Raw genomic sequence first — 25,216 nt, 5'->3', positions numbered from 1 at the left:
TTCATCGTGGAATGCGATGAATGCCAGCGCAAATCGCTGTTGGACCGATGGGCCGCCGCCCGCCAGGCTGGCGACATGGACGAACGACAGCTCGGCGCACTGACGGTCTCGGCGCTCGGCCTCGGCTGCATGGGCTTCTCCCAGGGGTACGGCCCGGCCGACGACGAACGGTCGATCACGGCGATCCGGCGTGCCGTGGACCTCGGCGTGACCCTGCTCGACACGGCGATGAGCTACGGCCAGGGGCACAACGAGACCCTCCTCGGCCGGGCCGTCCGAGGACGCCGGGACCGGGTCGTGCTGGCCACCAAGTTCGGCATCGTGCGCGGCCCCGACGGCGTACGCGTCGACGGCCGGCCCGAGCGGGTCCGCGGCTACTGCGAAGCCTCCCTGCGCCGCCTCGGCGTCGACACGATCGACCTCTACTACCTGCACCGCGTCGACCCGGACGTGCCGATCGCGGACACCGTCGGCGCCATGGGCGAGCTGGTCGCCGAGGGCAAGGTCCGGCACCTCGGGCTGTCCGAGGCGAGCCCCGGCCGGATCGCGTCCGCGGCGGCGGTCCACCCCGTCGCCGCGGTGCAGTTCGAATGGTCCCTGGCCTGGCGGGAACCCGAGGACGACGTCGTCCCGGCGGCGCGGCGGGCGGGAGCGGGGCTGGTGCCGTACAGCCCGCTCGGGCGCGGCCTGCTCACCGGCACGCCGCCGCAACCCACCGAAGGGGACTTCCGCTCCGGCGACCCGCGGTTCAGCGCCGACAACCTGACACCCAACCTCGACCTGGTACGGGCAGTCGCCGAGCTCGTCGGCCGCCGCGGGCTCACGGCGGGTCAGTTGGCGCTCGCGTGGCTGCTCGCCCAGGGACCGGACGTGGTGCCGATCCCGGGCACCCGCAACCCGGACCGCATCGGCCAGAACGCGGCAGCGGCGGCCGTACACCTCACCGAAGCCGACCTGGCGGCGCTGGCGGAGGCCGCCCCCCGCGAAGCCTGGCGCGGCGACCGCAGCTCGTTCGCCGCGCACGGAGTCACCCGCACGCGCTGAGCGTCAGCGGTTCGTCGTGCTGAAGTGCATGTAGTCCTTGAGGCTGTTCCAGCGGCCGCCCCAGTGGAAGCCGTTGCTCGTGAACGCCCGTACCGCCCCCGCCGCGTGCATCATTCCGCGCCGGTACGGCGATCGGGTCAGGAAGTCCCGGCCGTTGCCCGGGTCGAGGTACGTACCGCGGATCATCGGGTTCTGGACCGGGTTGACGTCGATGGCGAAGCCGTACGCGTGCTGCGACAGCGTCCTGCTGCCGGCCACCGTACGGCAGGTGTAGCCCGCCGTGACCGTGCCCATGTCCGTGATCCAGGGTGCGTTGACCGACATCGGGCTCATGCCCTGCAGGCGGAAGCGCATGCGGTAGAGCGCGAGGAAGGCGCGCTGGGTGCGGGCGGCGATGCTCTTGTGGACGACGATGCTGCCGGAGCGTGAGACGCCGTAGAAGTCGATGTACGTGACCCAGACCTTGCGCAGGTCGGCCGGGGGAACCGGGCATTTCGCGGCCGGGTTCCAGTTGACCGCCGCGGGGGTGATCGGCTCGATGTGGGAGCGCCAGCCGGTGAGGGGGGTGGTCGGCTTCGCCACGTTGAGGACGCCGTCGGGGCTGGGCTGGTTGGGTTTGACGATGCCGTTCCAGGCGCGCAGCTGGGCGGGCTTCACGTGGTACGCCGCGGCGATCTTCTTGATCGTCTGGCCCGGCCGGACCACGTGGTACGGCGGTGCCGTCGACGCGGGGGAGGCCGGGGCTGCCGCGGCGGGCACGCCGGGGCTGACCAGCACGGCCAGGGCGGCGAGAAGGGCGAGGAACGTCTTCATCGTCCCTATTACGCCTCGGGACACCATGATCATGAGCGGGTTTGGCGAAAGAGGACCCGGAACGCGTGGTCGCGCCGGTGGGCCGGTTCCGACGTCCCCCGTCAGAACGTCGGAGCCGGCCCGTGGCCTCGCCGGCGGGCGGCTGCGGCCGGTCCGGCCACGGCGCCCGGCCGCGGGGCGGCGCACCGGCGGTCCCGTACTCCGTGGCGGCGGCGTACGGGACCTTCGCGCCCCCGTATCAGCCACCTTGCTGACCCTCGGCCGACGGGTCAACGAAGAACGCTTGCCACCCGGCACATTTGCGGGATCCCGCAACCGCGTGGTTGCTGTTTTACGCAACCGGATCGGACGAATCCGCCTTGGCCTGGACCGGTGCGCGAGCGCTGTGATTCCATGCGCGACGTGACGGACCGCCCGAACGGAGCCTCTGTTTTGCCGAAGATCACCCTGTCCGACCGCGAGCGCGAGCTGGTGGCCCTGCTGGCGCAGGGGCACACCGACGTCTCCGCGGCCGAGCAGCTCGGCATCAGCGCCCGTTCGGTGACCAACATCCTGCGCAGCCTCATGGACCGGCTCGGGGTGGACAACCGCTTCCAGCTCGGGCTCGCTCTGGGCTTCCTCCGCAAGGCCAACGTTCCGGGTCCGTCCGTGGGAAGCGACGGTTGACTTGTGAGATGACAATCGATGGAGTGACGAGCTCACCGCTGCCTGTCGGCGCCGCTGTGCCCTCCCTGGTCCGCTGGGGTCTCTCCAGTGACGCGGACCTTGTCTTCCGCACCCTCGTGACGTTCGGTCCGCGCACCCAGCGGGCCCTCGCCGCCGAGCTGGGCCTGTCCGGCCGGCGCACGGCGGACGCGCTGGCCGAGCTGCTCGAGTCCGGCGCGGTGGTGTCCACTGACGACTCCCGTACGACGACCCGCATCTGGACCGCCCGCCGCCCGGACGCCGTGGTCTCGATGCTCCGCTCACGCCGGATGCGGCTCGTCGACCGGCACTCCACGACCACCCAGCACCACGGCGTCGTCCGGTCCCTGCGGACGAGTGTCGCGCCGGCCCTGCCGATCGGGAGCGTCCCCGGTCTGCCCGGCGGGTTCGCCGAGGACATGCTCTACCTGCCGACGCGCGAGGGCGCCAGCCGCCGCGTCGGCGAGCTCATCGCGCCGCCGATCCACGAGTTCCTGTCGATGAGCAACGTCCAGGTTCTCGACGCCGTGTCGGCCCGGGCCGCGGCGCCGATGGACACCGCGCTGTTCGAGCGCGGCGTGCAGATGCGCTTCCTCGGCATGCCGCCCGCGGACGGCGACACCCTGGACGTCAGCGGCCACCTCGTCAACGGGACGTCGTACCAGCGGCGGGAGGCGGCCGAGGTGCCGCTGCGGCTGATGGTGATCGACCGCCGTACGGCGCTGTTGCCGGCGGACCCGGACGACCTCGAACGCGGCTACCTCGAGGTTTCCCGCCCGTCGGTCCTGCAGGCGCTGCTCGCGCTCTTCGACCGGCACTGGCGGGCCGCCGTGACCCCGCAGCGGTGGGTGGCACCGATCGAGCTGTCCGACCGCGAGCGCAGCCTGATCACGCTGCTGGCGGCCGGTCACACCGACCAGACGGCGGCCGAGCGGCTGCGGATCAGCGCCCGCTCGGTCACCGGGATCATGCGTACGATGATGGACCGTCTCGGCGTGGAGAACAGGTTCCAACTGGGGCTGGCGCTCGGCGCGTTACGCGTCGCCGTACCGCCGTCCCTCGCGTCCCAGTCCGATGAAACAAGCGATCTGGAGTCCTGATGTCCTGGAGACTGCTCGCCGTCGTCCTCGCCGTACTGGCGGGGCTGACGCTCACCGTCGGCGCGTCCCTGAGTGCCGGTGCCACCGCGGGCGACCGACAATCGGTCGTCGCGGGGTCCGTCACGGACCGCCCGGGTGGCACCTGCGTCACCTGCACGTAGGCGCCGGGCAAGGGACGGCTCGGGCGACCGTACGGCACATGGCCACCCGAGCCGTCCGGCGCGTCAGGCGGTGAGACGCAGGTAGTCCAGGTTGAAGCCGCCGGTCTCGCAGTAGACGGTCACGAGCTGGTCGCCCGCGGTCAGGGTGACGGTCGCGTGCACCGACTGGTACGCGCCCCAGCCGCCGGTGTCGGGCACGGAGACCTTCGCCAGCACCGCCCCCTGGGCGTCCCGGAAGGACACCGCGTCCGCTGCAACCGCGCCCGTGCCGTTGGCGACCCGCAGCTCCAGGTCGTACGTGCCGGCCTGCGCCACGTCCACCCGGTACGACAGCCAGTTGCCCGGCGCCGTCCAGCCGACGTTCTTCCCGCCGCTGGCCGACGCGTTGCTCTCGATGAAGTTCGGGCCGCCGTCGGTCCAGCCGTGCTGGGCCGCGTACGCCTCGGCCTCCACCTTCGCCCCGATCGGCGCCCCGTGCGGCACAACGGTCACGTGCACGGTCACTTCGTCCCGGGCGCGGCCGTCGGTCACGTAGAACGTCAGGTCCTGCGCGCCGGGGGCGGTCGGGCTGATCGTCACCAGGCCCGTACGCGCGTCGATCGTGACGCCCTCCGGCAGGTCCACCGCGTAGTAGGCGAGCTTGTCCCGATCGCGGTCGGTGGCCGTCAGCTGCACCCGCGCGGTGCCGTACTGGTCGGCGGTCACGGCCGGGACGTCGCGCAGCACGGGGGCGTGGTTGCGCTTCGGCGGCACGTGCGCCGTCCAGCGGTACGTGGCGTACGAGCCGGCCGGCACCTTCGCCACGAACGACTGTCCGGCGAGCTCCACCCGTACCGTCGAATCCTTGGGGTTGCCGTTGCCCAGGACCGCCACGTAGTCGTCGTGGTCGCGGTAGACGACGTTGCTGATGCCGTTGGTGGTCGCGCTCGACTCCACGCGTACGTGATCAGGGGTGAGGTATCGCGCGAACTGGCCCAGCGCGTAGAGCTCGTCCCGCACGCTGAAGTCGCGCGTGGTGGTGTCCACCTTGACCAGGCGGTTCGGCCACTTGGTGGTGCGGCCGATCTCGTCCCAGTCGACGTTGTTGTCGCGCTTGTCGGTCCAGTGCAGCGTCCCGCCGTCCTGGTCGGTGGTCTGCGCCCACAGCACGTACGAGCTCGCGTCGAGCCGGAAGTAGCTCAGGACCGTCGCGGGGTTCAGGTCGCTCGTCTCGGTCATGTGCACCGGCTTGCCGTACTGCTCGTACGCATCCCGCATGACCGTGGGGTCGCCCCAGTACGGGTGGAACGCGATGCCGTCGGCCGCCTTCAGCGCCTTCGGGTCGTCGAAGATCCGGTAGTAGTTCTTCGTCTCGGTGCTGTTCGGGTCGCGCCAGTCCCAGAAGTTGAAGTCGTGCACGTACAGGCTGGTCCGCAGCCGGGCGGCGGCCAGCTCCCGCTTGATCGCCACGGCGAGCTTCTGCTGCTGCGCGACGCTGATGTCCATGGCCGGGTAGACCACGTCCATCCCGGGCTCGTTGAGCAGCGTCAGCGCGTCGACGCGGATGCCCTGCCGGGCGTACGCCTGCAGGTACTTCACGTAGTACCGCGCGAACACGTCGATGCAGTCGTCCCGCAGCTTGCCCACCTGGTAATAGGCGCTCGTGCTGCCCGGCAGCAGCGCCACCTCGCCGGTGAACCGGTTGTTGGTCTTCATCCACGCCGGCGCGCTCCACGCGGAGGCGAAGAACGTCGCGCGCGGGTTGTAGCGCTGGATCAGCTTGACCGTGTCCACGATGTGCAGGTCGATGTCGCGCTTGATGGAGAAGTACTTGAGCCCGAAGTCCTCGGTCACCCCGGCCGGCAGCTCGTCGTACGACCAGAACGGCAGGTGCTCGATGAGGTCGGGGCTGCCGATGGTGAGCCGGAAGCGGTCGAAGCCGGCGCCGTGCCTCGGGTCGACCAGCAGGCGTACGGCCTCCTCGCGCTTGGCCGGCGTGAGCTTCCACAGGTTCGAGACGCTGGTCTCGTCGAGGGAGAAGCCGATGCCGGCGTACCGCTGACGCATCTGGCTCGGATCGGCGACGACGGTGGCGTCGGTGGTGGCGCCGTCGTCCGCGCCGTAGCGGACGGTGGGCAGCGGCTGCCAGGCCGCCGCGGCGCCGGTGGAGTAGGTGCCGGTGACCGGGCTGCCCCGGTGCGTCGCGGCGGCGGATACGGGCAGACCTAGGACGGCCGCCGCGGCCGTGGACGCGGCCGCCAGGGCCGCGGTCAGGGATCGCCTCACGGGAGCTCCTTAAAGATCGACGAGTGCCGACATGAGAGGAGCCTGACTTCCGACGACACTTAAGTCAAGGCGGAAATTTAGCCCCCGCCCGGTGTCGGAGTTGCGGCAAAAGCCGTCACCGCGTTCGCCGTCGCGACACCATGAGGGCGATTACTGCCCTCAATGGTGGGAGGCCCGCCATGGCGTCCACGGCACCGATTCCCTTGCGCCAGCTCCGGCTCGCCCTGGTCTGCTCCGGCGGCGTGTCCCTCGCCATCTACATGCACGGCCTGACCCGGGAACTCCACCACCTGGTCATCGCCTCGCGGGCCTTCGACCGGGCCTACCAGGACGATCCGCGCGGGGTCGCCGGCGCGCCGAACCCCTTCGACGCCGGCGACCGGAGCGAGCACGCGTACTTCGAAGAACTGCGGGACCAGGCCGTCGCCGGCCGCCCGGTCTCCGTCGTCATCGACGTCATCTCCGGTACGTCGGCAGGCGGCATCAACGGCGTCTGCCTCGCCAAGGTCCTCGCCGTCGGCGGCTCCCAGAGTGCCCTGCGCGACCTCTGGATGAAGAAGGGCGACCTGCGCAAACTCCTCGTCGGGCCGAGCGTCGGGCTGCTCCGCCCGCAGGTGGCGGTCGCCGGCCTGCGGGTGCTGGCCGGCCTGGCGTTGCGCCACGGCCGGACGTATCCGCTGCGTGGCGACGAGATGTCCCGCGCGCTGTACGACGCGATCGGCGCCATGGACGAGCCGGAGACGGAGCGGCTGGTGCCCGAGGGCAACGACCTGCGGCTCATGGTGACGGCCACCGACCTCGACGGCTTCGACGTGCTCGTACCGGCCGGCGGGGGAGGGCCGAGCCAGCACGCCCTCGACCACCGGCAGGTGCTGACCTTCGCGTACGGGAAGGGCTCCGCCGCCTTCGGGCCGGGCGACACCGGCGCGCTGGCGTTCGCGGCCCGCGCGACCTCGGCGTTCCCCGGTGCGTTCGTCCCCGTCTCGCTGGAGAGCTTCGCCGGCGAGCTCGCCGCCGACGGAAGGGACCGCCCGCTGGACCGGGAGACCGTCCTGCCCCGGCTGCGGTGGCAGCGTTCCGACGGCTCGACGCTGTTCGCCGACGGCGGCGTGCTCAACAACCAGCCGTTCGACCTGGCGGTCGACGCCATCGCGAAGATGCCCGCGGAGACCGAGGTCATCCGTCGGCTGGTCTACATCGAACCGGTCCCCGGCGGGGCGCTCGTCCCGGCCGCGGAGGACGCGTCCCGGCCGCCGCGCCGCCGAGGGCTCCTTCCCGACCTGAAGTCCGCGCTGATCGGCGCCCGCTCCCACCAGCCGCTGCTCGGCGAGCTGACCCAGCTGCGCGACCTCAACCTGAAGATCAAGCAGGTCGGCGACATCACGCTGCAGCACATCGGCGAGGTCATGGACGCGATCGGCGTGGCCGGCCTCGGCGCGCCCCGCGAGCTCGACCGTGCCGCGGTACGCCAGCTCACCGAGGCGATGCACAAGCAGGCCGTCGACCGGCTGGGACCGTCGTACGGCACGTACTGCCGGCTGAAGCTCGACGCGGCGGCCGACGAGATCGCGGACCACCTCGCCGACCACTTCGAGGACCCGCCCGGCTCGAACCGCCGCGAGTTCGCCCGCGCGGTCATCCACGCCTGGCTCCGGCTGCAGCCGAGCTGGACGGCGAAGGACCACCTGGAACGCATCGCGCTGCTGGACCGGATCGACGTCCCGTACCGGCTGCGCCGCCTCACGTTCGTCCTCGCCGGCATCAGCCACCTCTACGGGACGCCGGGCGTCGAACCGGAGCAGCTCAACCGGCTCAAGGCGGCGGCGTGGACGATCATCGGCGGCATCCGCGACCAGATCCGCCGGACCGTCGCCGGCCTGCCGCCGGAGACGACGCAGTTCCTCGGCCGGGAGTCGATGACCGAGACCGTCTGCCTGACCGACCCCGCCGTCTTCGCGAGCGAGTTCCAGGACCGGATCGCAGCGCTGGTCAAGGGGTACGACGAGGGCATGTCCGCCGCGGTCGCCGACATCCAGACGCTGATGTGGACGGCCTTCGGCGAGCAGACCCGCGGCTGGGACCCCGCCGCCGCCGACGAGCTGCTCTCCCGGTACGCGGCGTTCCCGCTCTGGGACTCGCTGATCTTCCCGATCATCGCGCTGTCGCCGGTGCCGCAGTTCACCCCGATCGGCGTGACGCGTTTCAGCCCGCTGGACGCGCGGCGGCTGGCCGGCGTACCCGAACCGAAGTTGAAGGGGGTGTCCGTGCACCATTTCGGCGGCTTCCTCAAGACCGAGTACCGCGAGAACGACTACCTGTGGGGCCGCCTCGACGGCGCGGAGCTCTGCCTGAACACCCTGCGCAGCGGCGCCGAGGGCCTGCCCAGCGGCACGCAGGGACACCACGGCCCCCACCTCGACACGGCGCTGCAGGCGGTCCTCGCCGCGGAGGCCGACCTGAAACGCGTGTCGCAACTCCGCAGCGACGTAGCCGCCGAGCTGCGCAGGTCTCCTCTCTCTGAGCCCGTTCCGGCCGCGTAACCGGGCCGGACCGCGGGTACTGCTGGCCGCGTGACGGGTCGGCGGTTCGTGGGGTGGGTGACGGGGGCCTGGGCCCGGCTCCGTCGCCGGGTCGGGTGGCTCGACCATGTGGTCCGGGCCGGCGTGCGATACGACGAGGCCGACGGCGGCCGGCTCGCCGCCGCGGTGACCTACTACGCGTTCTTCGCCGCCTTCTCGCTCGGGCTGCTGGCCTTCGCGATTTTTGGCTTCGTACTCGACAACCAGGTGGTGCTCGGCTCGGTGGAACGGTACGTGGCCGAGAACCTGCCCCAGGTCGACGTGCAGACGCTGCGGAACGCCCGGGGTACGGCCGGAGTCATCGCGTTCATCGGCTTGCCGGTCACCGGCTGGTTCTGGGTGGACGTGCTGCGCTCGTCGATCCGGCGAATGTGGCGGTTACCGGAGTATCCGGGCAAGCTCGTCGTCCGGATCCTGATCGATCTGCTGGTGCTCGCGGGTCTCGGCGTCCTGCTCGCGGCCTCACTCTCGCTGGCATACCTGACGTCGGTCGTCGCCAACCGGCTGATCGACGCGGCGCACGCCGACGCCACCCCGTCCCGGTGGATCCTGGGCGCGATCGGCGTGGTGCTGGCCGTCGGCGTGAACATGGTGCTGGCCGCCGCCATGCTGACCGGCCTGCCCCGCGTACGGATGCCGTGGCGCCGGGTTCTCGGGCCGGCGCTGCTGGTGGCGGTCGGCCTCGAGCTGCTCAAGACCCTCGGGCGGATCTACGTGGAACGCACCGAGGCGAACCCGACGTACCAGCTCGTCGCGGGCTCGGTCGGGCTGCTGGTCTTCCTCAACGCCGTCAACCAGATGGTCCTCTTCGCCGCCGCGCTGACGGCGACGAGCACCAACGGCCGCCCGGCCGACCTCGCCGGCTCGCGGTGACCGTCCCGGACCGCCGGCCCGCTTCCTGACCGGCCGATGGGCCGATCGGTCGGTCCGGCTCGCCGTTCGGACCCGGCGGGGTGACCCGTCCCGGGTGTTCCCGGAAAGAGGTGAAGAGGTTTACGGTCTTTCACGCAACGACATATGCCCATGCGTGACGACCCAGGGAGTGGCGGCAACCGATGATCGGCAGCCATCCGGCCGAAGCACCGCCGCGCCATGCCGTACCCCGGCCTCGCACCGCGCCCCGAGCCACGGGCGAGGGGACCAGGCGGTTCCGGCCCCAGCGGCGGCTCCAGGTCGTCGCGATCGTCCCGGCCTACAACGAAGCCGACGCCATCGCCGACACCATCGCGTCCCTGCGCCGGCAGACCCAGCCCCCGGACCAGATCGTCGTCGTGCCCAACAACTGCACCGACGACACCGCCGACGTCGCGGCCGCGCACGGCGCCTACGTGATCCCGTACCCGGGCCACAACCCCGACAAGAAGGCCGGCGCGATCAACTACGCGCTGGACCGGCTCGAGCCGTACCTCGACGACCCGTGGGACTGGGCGATCCTGGTCATGGACGCCGACACGACCCTGTCCCCGGAATTCGTGAGCATCGCCGCACGGCACCTCACGGCCGGCGTGGGCGGGGTCGGCGGCACCTTCACCGGGCGCGAATGCCGCACCGTGCTCGGTTACCTGCAGCGCATGGAATACCACCGCTACGGCCAGGTCGCGAAACGCATGGGCGGCCGGGCGCACGTGCTCACCGGCACCGGCACCCTCTTCTCGTACGGGGCCCTGCTCGACGTCCGGCACCAACGCCGTACCGGCACCCTGCTCCCCGAGGGCCGGCAGTTCTACGACACGCATTCCCTGACCGAGGACAACGAACTCACCCTCGCCCTGCAGGCATGCGGATACCAGGTGCTCTCCCCGCAGGGCATGACGGCCACGACCGACGTCATGGAAACCGTCCCCAAGCTCATCGGACAACGGGAACGCTGGTACCTCGGGGCCATGCGAAACATCGTCCAGTACGGCCGCCTGATGCCCTTCCACATGCGCTGGACGTACTGGCGCCAACAGGCAGGCCTCCTCCTCTCGGCCGCCGTCGCCGCCATCTACCTGATCGCGCTCGCGGTCTCCCTCATCGTCTTCGGCGACGTCGACTTCCGCTGGTACTGGGCCCTGCCCTCGGTCATCCTCCTGGCCGAACGGGTGTGGTCGGTCTGGGCCATGGGCTGGCGCGCCCGCCTGTACGCGGCGACCTTCGTCCCGGAACAGCTCTACACCCTCCTGCTGACCTACATCTACGCCAAAGCCCTCGCTGCATTCGTACGCGGCGACAAGGGCGGCTGGGCCGCCACCTGAACCCCCTGGAAAGGACTTTTCGCTATGTACACCAACGCACTCGCCAAAACCGGCGCGGGTATCACCGTCGGCGGAGTCACCCTCTCGGTGCTCAACCTGCTGTGGGTGGGTATCGCGATGGCGGTGGTCGGCGGCCTGCTGATCACCCTGACCAAATTCGGGCCGCGGATCGCCCTGGAGCCGGTGCCGGTGGGCGTGCGCGGATCGAAGTTCCGGCTGACGGTGAACGGACGGCCGGTAAGGTCCGGCCGGGCCCGCGCCTGACACTCTCCGCCTTCCATCCGGACTGTCGGCGAACGTGACCGAACTCGAGCTTGCCCGATCGATCTGCCCGCTCGAACCATCGTGGTGACGGATGAAGGCGCCCCTGCTTCGGATTGCTGGTACATGGTCGCCGATGAAGATGATCACGCAGAGTCGTCATCCTGCATCGAACGGTATGTGTGGGCTCGCTAGTATGCGTGCATGTTCGGCGACGAGTCGGTGGACAGCGCGCTGGAGCGGATCGAGCAGTGGCAACAATCCATGGCGCAGCGGGCTGAGCAGGCGCAGACCCTTGCGCAGCGGACGTCTGCGCTGACGGCGACCGCCCGGAGCCGAGACGATCTGGTCACGGTGACCGTCGGTCCCGAAGGTCAGCTCACACAGTTGCATCTCGACGAGCGGACTCGGCGTCAGTCCGCGGCGGCAACCGCACGCGCCATCATGGAGGCGCTGCAAGCGGCCAAGGACGCCCTGGTCATGAAGTTCGAAGCCGCGACGGCGGAGACCGTGGGCGCGGACAGCGAAACCGGCCGGATGCTCAACGAATCACTACGCCGTCGGCTCGGCATGCCACTCGAATCCTCTGATGAGGCCCGATGACTGCGCCGGAATTTCAAGTGAATCCGGCCTCGCTGGTGGAGCATGCCGGCGAGATCGACCGTATCGGCGACGGGATCTCGACGGCAGCCGACGCCGGTCATGCGGTACAGACGGACGCAGGGGCGTACGGGCAGCTCTGCCAATTCGTTCCCGGCCTGCTCAACGGACTGCAGCAAGCCATGATCGACGGGATGGCGACTGCGGCCGGATCGGCACATGAGACCGCGGACGCCGTTCGGTCGGTGGCCGCCGCGTACGAGGGCGCGGACACCGCCGCGGCCGACCGGCTGCGGAACAGTCGATGACCCCCGTGCGCCCACCGCTTGTGGCCGTCGCGGGGCAGAGCGGATCAACCGATCCGTGGGCCGGAATATGGATCGCCGAGGACCTCGAAACAATTCTGAGTGGCGTCAAGAGCGGCAGTTGGATCGACGCCACGCTGGGTGCCGTCTCGGCGGGTCTCGACGCCCTCGCGTTCGTCTCCGATCCGATCGGTAGCCTTCTCCAGTACGGCGTCGCTTGGATCATCGAGCACGTCAAGCCGTTGTCGCAGGCCCTCGACTGGCTGGCCGGCGACCCGGGGCAGATCGCCGCACACGCGCAGACCTGGCGCAACATCGGTGGCGCGCTGCGGGACCGGGCGGCAGATCTGGACCGCGCCGTGCGGTGGGACATCACCGAGTGGACGGGCCGAGCCGCCGAGGCGTACCGGACGTGGACCGGTCAGCAGCGGGACGCCGTTGGCGCGCTGGCCACCGCGGCTGACACCATGGCCGCCATCACCGAAGGCGCCGGAATGCTGGTAGCCGGTGTCCGGATGATGGTGCGCGATGCGATCGCGGTGCTGGTATCTCGTCTGGTCACCTATGCCGCCGAGGAGGTCTTCTCGGTCGGTTTGGCCACACCGCTGGTGGTGGAGCAGGTCAGCACCCTGTGCGCGTCGTGGGGAGCACGAATCGCCGGATGGTTGCGTGGCCTCGTCCGCAGCCTCGAACATCTGCGTGGGCTGGCCGGGCGGATGAGCGGCGCCATCGAAGCCATCAAGAGGATTCTGACCCGGTCCCGCGGGCGCGGTGAAGGCGTGACCACGCCGTCTGGAAAGCCTGATCCGGGCAGGAGCCCACGCGGAGAGCGAACGGAGGCGCATCCCGTCAGGAAGAAGGACCGGCCGTTGCGGCGGGAGAATGAATCGGCCGACATTCTCGCGCAGCACGGCTACGACGTCGAGCAAAACCCACCGTCGAACACGTTGGGAAAGAACCCGGACTACCGGATCGAAGGCGAGTACTTCGACTGCTACGCGCCGGATACCGGTCGCATCGACAACATTCGTACGAGACTCAGTGAAAAGGTGGCCGACGGGCAAGCCCAACGCCTCGTCATGTACATGGACGACACTCCTCGCTCGATGGATGAGGTGGCCGACATGCTTCGCCGCAAACCGATCGCAGACCTGAAGGAGCTCCTTGTGATCAAGGACGGTAAGGTCACTCGACTCTTCCCCTTCGAGAGCTGACCGAGAATGGCAGTCGAATACACCTGGTACGGCGATACCGACATCGACACTGCAGCGTTGCGATACTTCGTGAGCTCCCTGGTCGATGGAGCGCAGCAGCCTGACGGCAGTGTGCTGAGGGACGGCCTGTCCATCAGTGCGCGCCGGGTCGTCGAAGATGAGGTGAACCCGGACGCGGTGTTGTTCGGGTTCGACCAGCGTTTCCGGGCGACGTTCCGGTTCGCGAACTTGGCGGACGCCGCGACGACTGAGCACAACACCGCATTGATGGTGCACGTCCTCATCGGCTTCGCGCAGCGCTACGGCGGGAGCGGCGTGTTGTTGTTCAACGGCGAGGAAGCGGTCCTGCAGTACGGCGCTGACGGTGTCGTCTTCGCCTCGGACTGGGAGGACTGGGCCGACAACGTCGAGGTCGCCCCACTTCTCGAGCAGTTCGCCTCTCGGGTGCTTCCTCAGCCGCTGCTCTAGACGGAGGCCGCTCCGGGCCGCCCGAGTCGGCGAGGCTGCTCCGATCGCCTCAGCGCCGACCGTACGGAACGACCTTCTTGAATGTCTGGGAGCGCTCCCATAGGCTGCGGGTGAGCCGGCGGATGACGCTCGGGCTTCGTCGGGTGCTGTCCGGCGGGTTCTGACGTCCGGCGCGCGGGCTCGCGAGCTGAACGCCGCTGCGCCGTATCGGACCTGGGCGTTCGTCAGAGAGGGAGTTCGCCGTGTTCAGAGGTCGACAGGCAAGGTGGCGTTCGGCGAGGATCGTTTTCGCCGTCGTGGTGTCGTTGGTGGGAATGCTGCTGACTATGGCCGCACCGGCTTCCGCAGCCGTTGCCGCTCCCGTGGCGCCCAGTGTGGCGGCCGGCTATTCGCATACCTGCGCGGTCAGCAGTGCGGGGGCTCTCTCCTGCTGGGGCGGCAATTACAGCGGCCAGCTCGGCGACGGGACCAAGACGAATCAGACTGCTCCGGTACGGGTTGGAAGCGCTTCCTGGTCCGCTGTCGAGGCAGGGACCAGTTACACGTGCGGTGTGCGTACCGACGGGTCGTTGTGGTGTTGGGGCAGCAACAACCGGGGCCAGCTCGGGGACGGCACCACGAGCGGCCGGACCGCTCCCGTTCAGGTCGGCACCGCGACGAACTGGGCCGTGGTGAGCGCCGGTGACACTCACACGTGCGCTGTGCGTACGGATGGAACGCTGTGGTGCTGGGGGTACAACCGTTTCGGGCAGCTGGGGACCGGTGATCCCGCCGACGCGCGTACGCCGGTGCAGATCGGGACGGCGACCAGCTGGGCGAGCGTCTCGGCCGGTTATGCGCACACCTGCGCGACCCGTACGGACGGCACGCTCTGGTGCTGGGGTGACGACATGTTCGGGCAGCTCGGCCTCGGCACCCCGCTGACGTATCGCGCGGCGCCGGCTCAGGTCGGCACCGGGACCACCTGGGCCAGCGTCGCGGCCGGGTACGCGTACTCCTGCGCTTCCCGCACCGATGGCACGCTGTGGTGCTGGGGCGAGAACGGCTACGGCCAGCTCGGCGTCACCGGCGGCCAGCAGCCCTCGCCGGTCCGAGTCGGCGACGCCACCTCGTGGGCCTCCGTCAACGCCGGCTTCGACACCACGTGCGGGCTCCGTACCGACGGCAGCCTGTGGTGCTGGGGCAACAACACCGCCGGTCAGCTGGCCGACGGCACGACGACCCACCGCTTCGCCCCGGTCCGCATCGGCACCGACACGACCTGGACGAACGACACCGCGGTCGGCTACCACAACTGCGGATTCCGTACGGCCGGGAGCCTGTGGTGCTGGGGCAACAACGCCAACGCCCAGCTCGGCGACGGCACCACCACCCAGCGGACGTCGCCGCAGCAGGTGACTCTGCCCAGTTGAGAGCGGGGATCCGGGGCCGTCCGAACGGGACGGCCCCGGATTCGCGGGATGATCGGCTCGTAGCCGTACCGCCATCATCGGGCGGACTGGTCCGCACATCGCGATCCACGATCCTGGATCGTCTGGCGAAGCTGCCCTACGCTCGGATTCCGACTGGAAGCGGGGGCTGCATGGACGGACCTGGATTTCACGTCGAAATCAGCACCTTGGAATCGGCCTCCGCCGGTATCAAGCAGAGCGTGGCCGACCAGAACGGATCGGCGCTCTCGCACCTGGACCGAGCGGAGAGCGTCTACGGCCACAGCCGCCTGCACGAGTCGATGGAGAACTTCTGCGATCGGTGGAGCTACGGCATCGGTATCCTGACCGAGGACGCCGAGGCCATCGGCGATGTGCTCGGCAAGGTGGCCGACGCGTACCAGGCGGCCGACCAGGCCGCGACCGGCCGGTTGACAACCGATCCGGGAGAGCCGGCCGTCGATGACTGAGCTCGGACAGACGCGTGACCCGACAGCGCTGGTCCCGGGCGACCCGGCTGCCGTCCGGGCGAACGCCGCGGAACTGAAGACCCGGTCGGATCACGTGGAGAAGGCCGGCGACGGTCTGGTCGACATCGACACCGGCGCCTGGACAGGCCCCGCAGCGGAGGAGTTCCGGAACAGGTTCAGTTACGAACCCAACAAGTGGTATCTGGCCGCCAACTCGCTTGCGACCGCCGCTAGTGCCCTCACCACGTACGCGCACGCCCTGGAATGGGCGCAGCAGCAGGCGGCCGAGGCCGTCCGGCTGTGGGACGAGGCGCAGGCGGAGACTCAGCAGGCTGAGCAGGCCTATGAGGAGGCCGCCGTGCGAGCACCGCCCGAGCACCCGTTGGGTCCGTTCGTCGACACCGGGGCATCCCTGCGACAGAACGCAATCGACGTCTTGAGCGCCGCTCGCAAAGAGGTCGGTACGGCGGGCGACGTGGCCGCCCGCTTCCTTGACCAGGAGGCCGAGTCGGCGCCGAATAAGTCGAGCTGGCTGGACAAGGTGGGGGGATTCCTGCAGGACGCGGGAGCGCGCGCGGTCAACGGCCTGGCTTCGTTCGGCAATGCGATGGTGCACCACCCGGGCGAGACCGCCTCGCTCGTCGGCGGCCTACTGCTGACGGAGGTCAGCGCGCTCGGCGAAGGCACTGGCTTCGTTCTCGATGCGACAGGGGTCGGTGCGGTCGGAGGCGTGCCGCTGAACATCGTCTCGGCCGCGGGCATCACCGTCGGGGCAGGGATGACTGCCTCGGCGAGCGGGCTGCTGATGCAGCACGCCGCTTCGGACGACGCGATCACTCCGGTGCGTACCGGCCGGTCGGAGCCGGTCGGACCGACGAAGACGGATAATTGTAAGGAACACCTGACGGACAGGGACCTCGATGCGGCACGCCGGGAACTGAACGGCGAGGTGGTGGCGACGAAGTCGACCGGCAAGCCGTGGGACCATGTGAACGAGGTGAGGAACGCGCAGGACGGCCTGGTCAACCGCATCGGGCAGCTCAAGCGGCTGCTTGGTGACTCGCGCGTTTCGGCCGCAGACCGCGCACAGTACGAGGCCGAACTCTCCGAGGCGAGCCGATTGCTCGACTACTCCGAGCAGTTCGTCCCACGAATCTAGGATCGCCATGCCGCCGACGAATGAAGGAGAGCCGGTGCCCGAGTCCGACACAAGCCGGTCGCTCGAAGAAATCGAGGATGATCGTTGGGGTGATCCGCCGGCCGATGCGACCCGGTTGATCAGTACGGCGTACGCGCTGCGACGGCGCCCGGTCGGTGAGATCGGCGTCGAAGGGCTTCGCCTGCTCATCTCGCAGCAGATCGGGCTGGACACACTCGTACCCCTGGCGCTTGACCACGTCGAACAGGATCCGCTGGCTGAGGGCGACTTCTATCCGGGTGATCTACTCGACGCGTTGATGCGGCGGGTGCCGGAGTCCTACTGGCAGGCGCACGAGGGTCAGCGGGCGCGCGTACGTGCGGTGGCCGAGGCGCTCGATCCGGGCGAGACCTTCGACGTGCTGTACACGCGAGCCGCCGAGTTCCTACGCCGGTAGCGCCGGGCACCGGCTGGTGATGGCGGCGCGAAGCGGAGCGGTCAGGACGTGCTCCAGCGGGATGCGCACATGGCTCCCGTTGCGGGACGACCACTCGTGGCACGGCGCCGCGCCAGTGACGTTGCCCAGCCGAAATGCAGCCGCCTGGTTCGGTTCCCTTTAGCGTCCGATGTGGGTGAAGCCGGCCCATGACGTCAGCGGGAACTCCATTCCCGGCCGGTAGTCCTCGAGCAGGTCCGGTGGGATGCCCGTCGCGTCGCGGTCCCGGTCGAGCATCCACAGCTGGGCGCGGTGCAGGGCGTCCCCCGGCGGGCAGCCCGTCACCCTCAGGTGCTCGTGCACCTTGAACATCAGCAGTGAGGTCGCGTCGTCGGGTACGGGCCACAGGGAGCCGATGACCGTGTGGGCTCCGGCCGCCAAGAACGACGTAGCGAGGCTGAGGACCTCGTCGTGGTCGTGGCCCGTGACGCCGGTGGTGCAGGCCGCGAGGAACACTTCCTGGACGTCCAGTTCGGCGCTCTGGGAAGTCTCCAGCAGCGTACGCACGGTGAGGCCGGCGTGCCCACCCAGCACGAGGTGGGCGTCGGCGGGCAGGCGTGGGTCCACGGCACCGTGGCAGGCGAAGTGCATGATGGCGGCTCCGCGGGGCCGGGTGGTGACCCAGCGCAGGACCTCGTCCGGGGTGTTGGCTGTCGTGCCGGCGGGGTAGAAGCGGTCTCGGATCGCCCGCGCCTCGGCGCCCGCGTGCGGAAGGTCGCCGGTCGGGTCACCCACGATCAGGGCCGAGGAGATGGGCGTACGCGGTCGCGTCGCGGCGGTGCAGAACGCGCGCGCGGAAGGGCTGTACGAGATGACGGCCTGTTCGGCTGCGTAGCGGCGTGGGGACTGCGTACCGTCGAAAGCCGCGTGCCAGGGCACCAGCGCGAGCATCCCCATCGGGACCAGCACCAGACGGCGACCGGGACCGCCGGGCACGACCCGCAGCACGGTGCTCATCGCGGCGTCCCCCGCCCACGCGCAGAGCTCGTCCAGGCCGCGGCCGGGGTCGGTGAGGTCGGCGATCGGCCCGAGGTCGCGATCCTCCGGGCCTCGGTCCGGTCCGGTCGAGACGGCGCGGGCCGAGGTGGTGTGCGGCTGCGTACGGACATACCACCGTACGGGCGAATCCGGTCCGGTCTCGAGGCGCGGCAGCGTGACCACGATGGGCGGGCCACCGGCCGGCACGACGACCGCGGCGCCCTCCCGGCCGTCCTCGGCGGCGAGCAGGTACACGAGGGCCTGCGTGCCGGTCGCGCGCAGCGCCGCGCGGACGTCCCGGGCGGTGATCGACTCGTACCCGAGCACCTGCTCACCCCCGAGCGCGCGCAGCACCCGCAGCCGCAGATCGTCGGGGACCTCGGTGCCCTGCAACCCGGAGCCGACGGGCATGCCGAGCCCGGTGACCATGTCGCGCCCCTGCCCGGCCGTCTCCGTCCACTCGGCCGCTAGTTCGGCGTGGCCGGCGCGGGTCAGCTGGTCGGCGATCGCCCGCGCGGTCGTGGTCGCGCGCAGCACCAGGCCGCGGCCGGCGTCGAGCGCGGCGATCAGCTGATCCAGCGCGGCCGGGTCGCGGCGCCGGTCGGCCAGGCACCAGCCGGCGACCTTCCGCGCGTCCGCCGCCGCCTGCTTCGCGGAGGCGATGGAATGGTCCGTGCCGGCCTGGGCGAAGACCTGCCAGGCGTGACCCTGCAACGCCGACATGCCGTGGGCGCGGCCGGCCGCGTGGTCGCCGCCGGTGTGGCGCAGCGCCTCGGCGCGGCCCATGGCCAGCCGGGACCACATCTGATGCCCGGCCCCGCCGGCGTGATCGAGGGCCTGCCCGAACCAGTCGGCCGCCCGCCGCGCGTGGTCCGTGGCCTCCGGTGCCCGGCCGGCGATCTCCAGGTGCGCCTGTCCCGCCAGGGCGGCCGCGCCGAGCCGCACCTGCCCGTCGTCGGTCGGTACGGACGCGATCAGCTGCTCCACCGTCCCGGCGATCTCCCGCATCCGGGGCAGATCGTTGCGGTACATGGCCTGCCCGAGCGCCGCGGTGGCCGTCATCATCGCGCCGGCGTACTGCACGACGGCCCCCATGCCCCCGTCCTGATCGACCGCGGGTATGTCCAGGGGCGCCGACCCGTGGGGATCTCCCAGGGCGGCGAGCGCGCGGATCATGTTCCGGAATGCCACGTCCGGGCCGGACGGTTCCGACGCCTCCAGGACCGGCAGCGCCTCGCGGGCGGTGGCCACCACCGCCATCATGTCGTTGGCCTGCATCTGCTCCATCAGCCGCGAGTAGACCTCGACGACGTGCACGTCGGCCGGGCTCACCGGCTCCTGAGCCGCCGGCGCCGGTCGCTCCGGCAGTGGACGGCCGGAATCGGCCTGCTGCCGGGCCGCTTCAGCGGTGCGCCGGTCGCCGGTCCTGCTCGCCTCGGCCTGGCCGGCGAGCGCCAGGGTCAGCCGGAGGCGTTGCGCGAAGTCGGCGTCGGGCTGCTGGAACGCCGCCGCCCGGGCCAGCCGGCGCAGGCCGCCGTCGCCGGGCCGTGCCGGGTTGAGCATGTCCTCGTAGTGCTCGAGCACGCCGGTGCCGTAGTCGACCAGCGCCCGCCACTCGTCATCGGCGCCGGGCCGGTCGGCGGCGGCCTCGAGGAGCCGCCGGATGCCGCCCGTGTCCACGTCACCCAGGTCGGCGGCGACGGCTGCGAAGGACCCGTACGCGAAGAGGAGCGCAACCGCCGCGCGGAGCCCCGGATCGGCCTCCGTGGCCGCGTCCCACGCCCGGATCCCGGCGCCCAGCGCCTCCCGCAGGTCCGGCGTGCCCCGTTCGTGGGCGATGGCCAGCAGGTCGGCGTGCATCGTCAAGCGGTCGTCGTCGGGCAGCACGTACGTCAGCGCCTTCTCGATCCGGCGGGCGGCCGTCTCCAGCGCGCCCGGCTCCTGAGCGCGGAGGCGATGCGCGGTGGCGGCCGAGCGCCAGAACCGCCACCCGTCCGGCGCGTCGGTCACCAGCTCGGCGGCCCGGTCGAGCAGTTCGGCGGCCAGCTGAGCGTCGGCGTCGGACTCGTCCTGCTCGGCGCGCGCGGTCAGCAGCTCGCCGTGCAGCGCGAGCAACCACGGATCGTCGGCCTCCTCGGCTTCGCAGACCGCGATGCCGGCCTTCAGCTCGGCGGCCGCCGCGACGTGATCGCCGGCCACCGTCCGGTCGTGCCACCGCTCCTGCCGGGTCGCCGCGAGGCTGCTGGACACGAGCGTACGCAGCAGACCGGTCGCGTGGTCGGCGAGCGCGCGCTCCAGCACGGCCACGGCGCGGTCCAGATCGCCCCGCCGCCGGTACGCCTCGGCCAGCGAGTGCGCCGCCAACGCGAGCCGGTTGTCACCGACCCAGTCGGCGACCTCCGTCCCGTCCTCGCTGACCGGAAGCCGGATCAGCTCCTCGAGCGCGGGTTCCAACAGGGCGATCGCGGCGCCGGCCTCCCCGCCGCCCAGCTCGGCCCGCTCGGCCAGCGCCATGCCGTGCAACAACCGCAGGTACCGGGAGACGACCGGGCCGTTCCGCTCGTCCTCGAGATCGGCGAGCAGCCCGATCAGCCGGTCCAGATCCTCGGCCGGGTCCACGGTGTCGTCGCCGCCGTACCGGATGACCCAGGACCTGTCCCAGGCGAGGTCTGCGAGCCGGACCACGTTCCGCTCCCGGGCCTCCGGCTCTGCCGTGAGCCGGGTGACCCAGGCGATCGCGGCGTCGTAGTCCTCGAGCGCTTCACCGTCGTACGCCTCGTCGGAGAAGCCGTCGCTGAGCCGCGCCGCCCACCGGGACCGGTCCGGATGGTCCGGCCGCTCCACGAGAACCCCACCGAGCAGACGGCCGGCGGTACGCAGGTCGTCCGGGTCGCCGGCGCGGTCGTAGCGGTCGAGCGCGGCGACGCCGTCCGCCTCGGCTGAGGCGTCCACGTCAGGACCGCATCCGCAGCGACGTCGCCATCCCGGCGATGCCCGAGGCGATCGATCCGCTGCCGGTGATCTCCGCACCCTCCAGTCCCTCGGTCGCGATCTGGGCCAGCGAGGCGGCGGCATGGCTGCCCAGTCCCCGCACGATGATCCGGATGCCGAGCGCCGCCGCCTCCCGCGCGGCCGCCACGGCGGGGGCCACCGGCCCGATGTCACCGTCGCCGAAGACCGCCAGCACCCGATCGCCGGTCAGGGAACCCAGCGCGGTGATCCCGGCCCGCAGCGTCGGCGTGACGTTGGTGCCGCCCGAGGAGTACGCCCGGTCCAGGCCGGCCAGGACCGGGCCGGGATCGGCCGACAGCGGGACCGAAACGGCGACGGACCTGTTCCACAGGATCAGGCCGACCCGGTAGCGGCCCTCGACCGCCTGCGCGACGAACTCGCGGGCGCCACGGACCGCCTCCTGCAGCGGATTGCCGGACATCGAGCTGCTCACGTCGATGCACAGGATGACCTTGCCCAGATGCGGCTCCTGCAGGGCCGCCAGGTGCTTGCCCGGCTTGTACTGCGTGACGCCCACTGCGTCGAACGAGCGCCGGATCCAGTCGCTCACGACAAACCCCTCACTGACGTACGGTCAACCGGGTCAGGCGCTCGGCCTGCTGCAGCCGGTCGTTGGCATCGAGCACACCGTCCACGTACGCCTCCAGGCTGAGCGAGACGCCGCTGCGCGGTTCCCGGGCGGTCACCCGCAGCCGCCCGTCCAAGCCGAGGTGCAGCGCCACGATCAGCGGCGACCCCGCCTTGAGCCCGGGCGGGAGCCCGGAGAGCTGGCCGTCGAGCACCCGGCGGTTGTCGTCCACCTCCGCCGACTCGACGAAGCCGGCCTGCTCGTACACCTCGATGCGGACGGTCGCCTGGTCCTTGAGGATCGTGGCGACCTTGATCTCGTGCCCGTCGGCCGGCAGCGGCTCGTTCTGGTGGATCACGTGCTGGATGTAGCGGCGCCGGCCCTGCGGATCGGAGCTGTCGTGGATCAGCAGGCCGAAGCTGCGGGGCACCACCGAACTCAGGAACGGTACGGACGTCGCCGGCGTGGGCGACGGTGCGGACGGGCGGGACGGAACGGCGTCCGTACCCCATCCCGGGGTGACCCAGGCCTGCTCGGCGTCCACCAACTGCCAGGCCCGGAGCGCGGCGCCCTTGGCGACGGCCAGGTCCGGGTCGTGCGACCGCGGGTTCCAGCCGAACCACTCCCGCAGCGCCGAGGCGACCTGCGGCATCCGGGTCGAGCCGCCGACCAGCAGGCAGTCGGCGACGTCGCCCGGCGCCAGCCCGGCAGTGGCCAGGATGCGCCGCACACAGTCGCCGGTGCGATCGGTGAGGTCGCGGGTCATCGCGGCGAACTCGTCCTGCGACACCGTGATCCGTGCGGTCGCCCCGTCGTGGCGCAGCGCGACCTCGTGCGTGCGGGTGTGCGTGAGTGCCTTCTTCGCGCGTTCGGCCACCAGCGTCAGCTCGGTCATGAACGCCGCGTCCTCGGCCGGGTCCTGCGCGGGGCCCACCTGGTCCACGAACCGGTCGAGCAGGTGGGCGCGCAGCCGCTGGTCCCAGTCGGCGCCGCCGAGGTCCATGTCGCCGTCCACCGCCACGACCTGGGAACCGGTTCCGTCGACCCGCAACACGGTGACGTCGAACGTCCCGCCGCCCAGGTCGTAGACCACGACCGGCCCGTCGCCGCGCGGACGGTAGTGCAGCGCCGCCGCGACCGGCTCGCTGACCAGCTCCAGGACCCGCAACCCGGCCAGCAGCCCGGCCTGCTGCGTCGCTTCTCGCTCGCGGATGCCGAAGTACGCCGGGACGGTGATGACGGCCGGGACCGGCGTACCGTCGCGGTGGGGCAGCACCCCGTCCACGATGGCGCGCAGGATGAGCGCGGAGATGGACTCCGGGGTGTGCTCGGCGCCGTGGAACTCGAACAGCCGGTCGGTGCCCATCAGCCGCTTGACCAGCGCGACGGTGTGCGCCGGGTCGACCGCGGCCAGCTCCCGGGCCTGATCGCCGACGAGGACGGCGTCGGCGGACACGAACTGCACCACCGACGGTACGGTCTCCGAGCCGGCCGGGTTGCGCAGCACCATCGGGCGCCCCTCGGCGTCCACGGATGCCGCCACCGAGTTCGTGGTGCCCAGGTCGATGCCCAGGAACGGGGTCAGCTCCGCCATGCCGTGCGCACCTCCTCGATGATCCGCCTGCCGCCCTCGGTGGCCGAGGTGTCCACGCCCGCGAGGACCAGCCCGACGATGACCGCCGCGAACGCCGCGATCAGCAGCAGGGCGATGACGTAACGGGACACCTGGTGGCTGGGGGGTGAGTCGATCGGCACGTCCGCTCCTCAGGTCCGGTTGTACTGGTGGGCCGGCCGGTGGCCGGTGGGCTGCTGCGGCACGGGCTTCGGCACCGGCTCGTCGTCGAGCAGCCAGCGGAACGGCCGCAGCGGACCGGCGCCGCCGGCAGCGGAGTCCTTGGCGGAGACGAAGAAGAACCGCACCGTGCCGAAGTCGCGCTCGGCCGAGGCGACCAGGTTGTCCGCGCCCCGGTCGATCAGCCAGCTCCGGACCGCGTCGGGGTCGTCGGCCAGGCCGCTCATGTCGGGCAGCTGCTGCACCAGATCCCGTTTGGACACCACGAAGGCCAGGCGCTTCTGCTCGGTGCGTACGCCGTACTGCCGCAGCCGCGTGACGATGTTCTGGTACGACGGCTCGGGCAGGTCGGCCGACACGTTCGCGGTGCGGAACAGGTCGGCGAACGTACGCTGGTAGCGCTGGCGTACGTCGGGGATGGCGAACGGGTCGAGGACGAACACGAGCGTCCGTGCGGCATCCAGGTACTGGAACTTCTCGTTCAGCTCGGGGTTCGCCAGGGCCTCGCCGGCCGCGTCGTACACGTGCACCAGCGCGTCCCGCTTGCCCTGCTGCATGCGCAGCGTGATGGCGATCGGCTGGTGGGCGGCGTCGGTCTTGACCGCCGAGCCGCCGCCGTCGATCACCGCCGCGAACGTGGTGTACGTCCGCTTGCTGTGCTCGTCGGCGAGGGTGACCTTGACGTCGCCGCCCTGCCGGAGCAGCCCCACCACGCTCGCCATGACCAGGTGCGTCTTGCCCGACGACGGGGCGCCGAAGATCGGCACCCGCACGTCGGTGGCCGCCCCCGCGCCCGAATGCAGGTCGGCCCCGCACAGCGGGCACAGGGCCGCCATCGACCGCGCCGCCCGCAGCACCATCGTGGGAAGCCGCCGCCCGCAGCCGCACCGCCGGTAGAACACGCCGAGCAGGCCGGGACGGATGTCGTGGTGCAGCCCCGACTCGTCGCCGCGGTGCGGGCCGGCGCAGCGGTAGACCGGGATCGGCGAGACCTGATAGCAGCGCGGGCAGTTGCCGGCCGACCGGCGGACGACCTGCCCGGCCCGGTCCAGGGTGCGCAGCACCGCGGTGATCGCCGCGCCCGCGATCCACGCCAGGCCGGTGACCATGCCCAGGACCAGGAGCACGAGTACGGCCACCGCGGCGGCTCCCGCGGTCACACCGATCAGCGCGACCGCCACGGGGAGCAGCAGGGGCCAGCAGGCGAGCCCGAACAGCCCCGATCGACGAGCCTGGCTCCAGGACCACTGCCAGGCGGGTTGCAGCAGCGCGGCCATCCGCTCGGCCATGGTCCACCAGTCCAGCCACACCTGCACCACGAAGTACCCGGGCCACGCGAAGTCCGGCCGCACCGCGGCAGGCGTACGCAGGATCGTCAGCTTGCCCGCGACGACCTTGCCCGGCGTGAACACCCGGGCGCCCTGATCGCCGAACAGCGCCATGAAGGTGACGACGAGGCCGGCGACCGCGCCGGCCGCCAGCCCGAGGCCCAGCCCGAGGACCATGCCCGGGACGGTGACGTAGACGAAGAGCAGCCCGCAGACGTAGAAGTACAGCGCGACGGCGAGCAGTGCCGCGACGATGACCAGGACGAACTGCAT

23 protein-coding genes are annotated in these 25,216 nt (G+C 71.0%); 16 read left to right on the top strand and 7 right to left on the bottom strand.

Annotated elements, in window-relative coordinates; all coding sequences use genetic code 11:
- Window positions 1-75 precede the first annotated feature (75 nt).
- On the top strand, window positions 76-1,044 hold the full coding sequence (locus tag COUCH_RS36140) for an aldo/keto reductase (protein WP_249609619.1): 969 nt from the start codon (window positions 76-78) through the stop codon (window positions 1,042-1,044).
- Window positions 1,045-1,047: 3 nt separating this feature from the next.
- On the opposite strand, the gene COUCH_RS36135 is transcribed toward COUCH_RS36140, so the two are convergent.
- Window positions 1,048-1,857 (bottom strand): M15 family metallopeptidase, encoded by an 810-nt coding sequence (locus COUCH_RS36135; RefSeq protein WP_249609618.1) that lies wholly within the window; start codon window positions 1,855-1,857, stop codon window positions 1,048-1,050.
- A gap of 432 nt (window positions 1,858-2,289) precedes the next feature.
- On the opposite strand from COUCH_RS36135, the gene COUCH_RS36130 reads away from it, so the two are divergent.
- The 3 genes from COUCH_RS36130 to COUCH_RS36120 are packed head-to-tail and all read left to right on the top strand — an operon-like array spanning window position 2,290 to window position 3,802.
- Window positions 2,290-2,523, top strand: a complete 234-nt coding sequence (locus COUCH_RS36130; RefSeq protein WP_199515249.1) for a helix-turn-helix domain-containing protein — start codon at window positions 2,290-2,292, stop codon at window positions 2,521-2,523.
- A gap of 23 nt (window positions 2,524-2,546) precedes the next feature.
- Window positions 2,547-3,641, top strand: coding sequence for a helix-turn-helix transcriptional regulator (locus COUCH_RS36125; protein WP_249609617.1), 1,095 nt, complete (start codon window positions 2,547-2,549; stop codon window positions 3,639-3,641).
- On the top strand, window positions 3,641-3,802 hold the full coding sequence (locus COUCH_RS36120) for a hypothetical protein (RefSeq protein ID WP_249609616.1): 162 nt from the start codon (window positions 3,641-3,643) through the stop codon (window positions 3,800-3,802). Before COUCH_RS36125 ends, COUCH_RS36120 begins: the two co-directional genes overlap by 1 nt.
- Before the next feature lie 63 nt (window positions 3,803-3,865).
- On the opposite strand, the gene COUCH_RS36115 is transcribed toward COUCH_RS36120, so the two are convergent.
- Window positions 3,866-6,067 carry a carbohydrate-binding protein gene (locus tag COUCH_RS36115; RefSeq protein WP_249609615.1) on the bottom strand — a complete coding sequence of 734 codons (2,202 nt, stop codon included), beginning with the start codon at window positions 6,065-6,067 and terminating at the stop codon, window positions 3,866-3,868.
- A gap of 179 nt (window positions 6,068-6,246) precedes the next feature.
- On the opposite strand from COUCH_RS36115, the gene COUCH_RS36110 reads away from it, so the two are divergent.
- From COUCH_RS36110 to COUCH_RS36055, 12 genes are all read left to right on the top strand, one after another.
- Complete coding sequence (locus tag COUCH_RS36110) at window positions 6,247-8,607, top strand: patatin-like protein (RefSeq protein WP_249609614.1); 2,361 nt, start codon at window positions 6,247-6,249, stop codon at window positions 8,605-8,607.
- 30 nt (window positions 8,608-8,637) lie between these two features.
- Entirely contained in the window at window positions 8,638-9,519 is an 882-nt protein-coding gene (locus COUCH_RS36105) for a YihY/virulence factor BrkB family protein (RefSeq protein WP_249609613.1), read from the top strand.
- 182 nt (window positions 9,520-9,701) lie between these two features.
- A complete protein-coding gene (locus COUCH_RS36100) occupies window positions 9,702-10,883 on the top strand; it encodes a glycosyltransferase family 2 protein (protein ID WP_249609612.1) in 1,182 nt (393 codons plus the stop codon).
- 24 nt (window positions 10,884-10,907) lie between these two features.
- Entirely contained in the window at window positions 10,908-11,147 is a 240-nt protein-coding gene (locus tag COUCH_RS36095) for a hypothetical protein (protein WP_249609611.1), read from the top strand.
- 201 nt (window positions 11,148-11,348) lie between these two features.
- Complete coding sequence (locus COUCH_RS36090) at window positions 11,349-11,747, top strand: YbaB/EbfC family nucleoid-associated protein (RefSeq protein WP_249609610.1); 399 nt, start codon at window positions 11,349-11,351, stop codon at window positions 11,745-11,747.
- The gene (locus COUCH_RS36085; protein ID WP_249609609.1) at window positions 11,744-12,052 is read left to right on the top strand and encodes a type VII secretion target; all 309 of its coding nucleotides are present in this window, start codon (window positions 11,744-11,746) and stop codon (window positions 12,050-12,052) included. Before COUCH_RS36090 ends, COUCH_RS36085 begins: the two co-directional genes overlap by 4 nt.
- A complete protein-coding gene (locus COUCH_RS36080) occupies window positions 12,049-13,263 on the top strand; it encodes a hypothetical protein (RefSeq protein WP_249609608.1) in 1,215 nt (404 codons plus the stop codon). The genes COUCH_RS36085 and COUCH_RS36080 overlap by 4 nt, the downstream gene beginning before the upstream one ends.
- Before the next feature lie 6 nt (window positions 13,264-13,269).
- Window positions 13,270-13,731 carry a SitI3 family protein gene (locus COUCH_RS36075; RefSeq protein ID WP_249609607.1) on the top strand — a complete coding sequence of 154 codons (462 nt, stop codon included), beginning with the start codon at window positions 13,270-13,272 and terminating at the stop codon, window positions 13,729-13,731.
- A gap of 314 nt (window positions 13,732-14,045) precedes the next feature.
- A complete protein-coding gene (locus COUCH_RS36070; RefSeq protein WP_249613921.1) occupies window positions 14,046-15,143 on the top strand; it encodes an RCC1 domain-containing protein in 1,098 nt (365 codons plus the stop codon).
- A 239-nt stretch (window positions 15,144-15,382) separates the two neighbouring features.
- Complete coding sequence (locus COUCH_RS36065; protein ID WP_249609606.1) at window positions 15,383-15,631, top strand: hypothetical protein; 249 nt, start codon at window positions 15,383-15,385, stop codon at window positions 15,629-15,631.
- Window positions 15,624-16,790, top strand: a complete 1,167-nt coding sequence (locus COUCH_RS36060; RefSeq protein ID WP_249609605.1) for a putative T7SS-secreted protein — start codon at window positions 15,624-15,626, stop codon at window positions 16,788-16,790. Before COUCH_RS36065 ends, COUCH_RS36060 begins: the two co-directional genes overlap by 8 nt.
- Before the next feature lie 34 nt (window positions 16,791-16,824).
- Window positions 16,825-17,226, top strand: coding sequence for a contact-dependent growth inhibition system immunity protein (locus tag COUCH_RS36055; RefSeq protein WP_249609604.1), 402 nt, complete (start codon window positions 16,825-16,827; stop codon window positions 17,224-17,226).
- A gap of 159 nt (window positions 17,227-17,385) precedes the next feature.
- Here COUCH_RS36055 and COUCH_RS36050 read toward each other — a convergent pair whose 3' ends face one another.
- Genes COUCH_RS36050 through COUCH_RS36030 form a run of 5 tightly spaced genes read right to left on the bottom strand, consistent with a single transcriptional unit; the run spans window position 17,386 to window position 25,216 of the window.
- Window positions 17,386-21,195 carry a CHAT domain-containing protein gene (locus tag COUCH_RS36050; RefSeq protein WP_249609603.1) on the bottom strand — a complete coding sequence of 1,270 codons (3,810 nt, stop codon included), beginning with the start codon at window positions 21,193-21,195 and terminating at the stop codon, window positions 17,386-17,388.
- A gap of 1 nt (window position 21,196) precedes the next feature.
- Window positions 21,197-21,805 (bottom strand): vWA domain-containing protein, encoded by a 609-nt coding sequence (locus COUCH_RS36045; protein WP_249609602.1) that lies wholly within the window; start codon window positions 21,803-21,805, stop codon window positions 21,197-21,199.
- 10 nt (window positions 21,806-21,815) lie between these two features.
- Window positions 21,816-23,417, bottom strand: coding sequence for an Hsp70 family protein (locus COUCH_RS36040; RefSeq protein WP_249609601.1), 1,602 nt, complete (start codon window positions 23,415-23,417; stop codon window positions 21,816-21,818).
- The gene (locus COUCH_RS36035; RefSeq protein ID WP_249609600.1) at window positions 23,405-23,578 is read right to left on the bottom strand and encodes a hypothetical protein; all 174 of its coding nucleotides are present in this window, start codon (window positions 23,576-23,578) and stop codon (window positions 23,405-23,407) included. Before COUCH_RS36035 ends, COUCH_RS36040 begins: the two co-directional genes overlap by 13 nt.
- A gap of 9 nt (window positions 23,579-23,587) precedes the next feature.
- On the bottom strand, window positions 23,588-25,216 hold the full coding sequence (locus COUCH_RS36030; protein ID WP_249609599.1) for a TRAFAC clade GTPase domain-containing protein: 1,629 nt from the start codon (window positions 25,214-25,216) through the stop codon (window positions 23,588-23,590).

It is taken from the genome of Couchioplanes caeruleus (assembly GCF_023499255.1).
In the GTDB taxonomy this organism is placed as follows: domain Bacteria; phylum Actinomycetota; class Actinomycetes; order Mycobacteriales; family Micromonosporaceae; genus Actinoplanes; species Actinoplanes caeruleus_A.
The sequence above is the reverse complement of the archived record's forward strand: the minus strand, read 5'-3'. Positions and strand labels throughout refer to the sequence as shown.

What these genes read in the sequence shown, in the direction of transcription:
- COUCH_RS36110 (WP_249609614.1), top strand. Translation starts at nt 6,247, where the DNA reads ATGGCGTCCACGGCACCGATTCCCTTGCGCCAGCTCCGGCTCGCCCTG.
- COUCH_RS36070 (WP_249613921.1), top strand. Translation starts at nt 14,046, where the DNA reads ATGCTGCTGACTATGGCCGCACCGGCTTCCGCAGCCGTTGCCGCTCCC.
- COUCH_RS36075 (WP_249609607.1), top strand. Translation starts at nt 13,270, where the DNA reads ATGGCAGTCGAATACACCTGGTACGGCGATACCGACATCGACACTGCA.
- COUCH_RS36080 (WP_249609608.1), top strand. Translation starts at nt 12,049, where the DNA reads ATGACCCCCGTGCGCCCACCGCTTGTGGCCGTCGCGGGGCAGAGCGGA.
- COUCH_RS36060 (WP_249609605.1), top strand. Translation starts at nt 15,624, where the DNA reads ATGACTGAGCTCGGACAGACGCGTGACCCGACAGCGCTGGTCCCGGGC.
- COUCH_RS36095 (WP_249609611.1), top strand. Translation starts at nt 10,908, where the DNA reads ATGTACACCAACGCACTCGCCAAAACCGGCGCGGGTATCACCGTCGGC.
- COUCH_RS36120 (WP_249609616.1), top strand. Translation starts at nt 3,641, where the DNA reads ATGTCCTGGAGACTGCTCGCCGTCGTCCTCGCCGTACTGGCGGGGCTG.
- COUCH_RS36135 (WP_249609618.1), bottom strand. Translation starts at nt 1,857, where the DNA reads ATGAAGACGTTCCTCGCCCTTCTCGCCGCCCTGGCCGTGCTGGTCAGC.
- COUCH_RS36100 (WP_249609612.1), top strand. Translation starts at nt 9,702, where the DNA reads ATGATCGGCAGCCATCCGGCCGAAGCACCGCCGCGCCATGCCGTACCC.
- COUCH_RS36085 (WP_249609609.1), top strand. Translation starts at nt 11,744, where the DNA reads ATGACTGCGCCGGAATTTCAAGTGAATCCGGCCTCGCTGGTGGAGCAT.
- COUCH_RS36090 (WP_249609610.1), top strand. Translation starts at nt 11,349, where the DNA reads ATGTTCGGCGACGAGTCGGTGGACAGCGCGCTGGAGCGGATCGAGCAG.
- COUCH_RS36140 (WP_249609619.1), top strand. Translation starts at nt 76, where the DNA reads ATGGACGAACGACAGCTCGGCGCACTGACGGTCTCGGCGCTCGGCCTC.
- COUCH_RS36030 (WP_249609599.1), bottom strand. Translation starts at nt 25,216, where the DNA reads ATGCAGTTCGTCCTGGTCATCGTCGCGGCACTGCTCGCCGTCGCGCTG.
- COUCH_RS36040 (WP_249609601.1), bottom strand. Translation starts at nt 23,417, where the DNA reads ATGGCGGAGCTGACCCCGTTCCTGGGCATCGACCTGGGCACCACGAAC.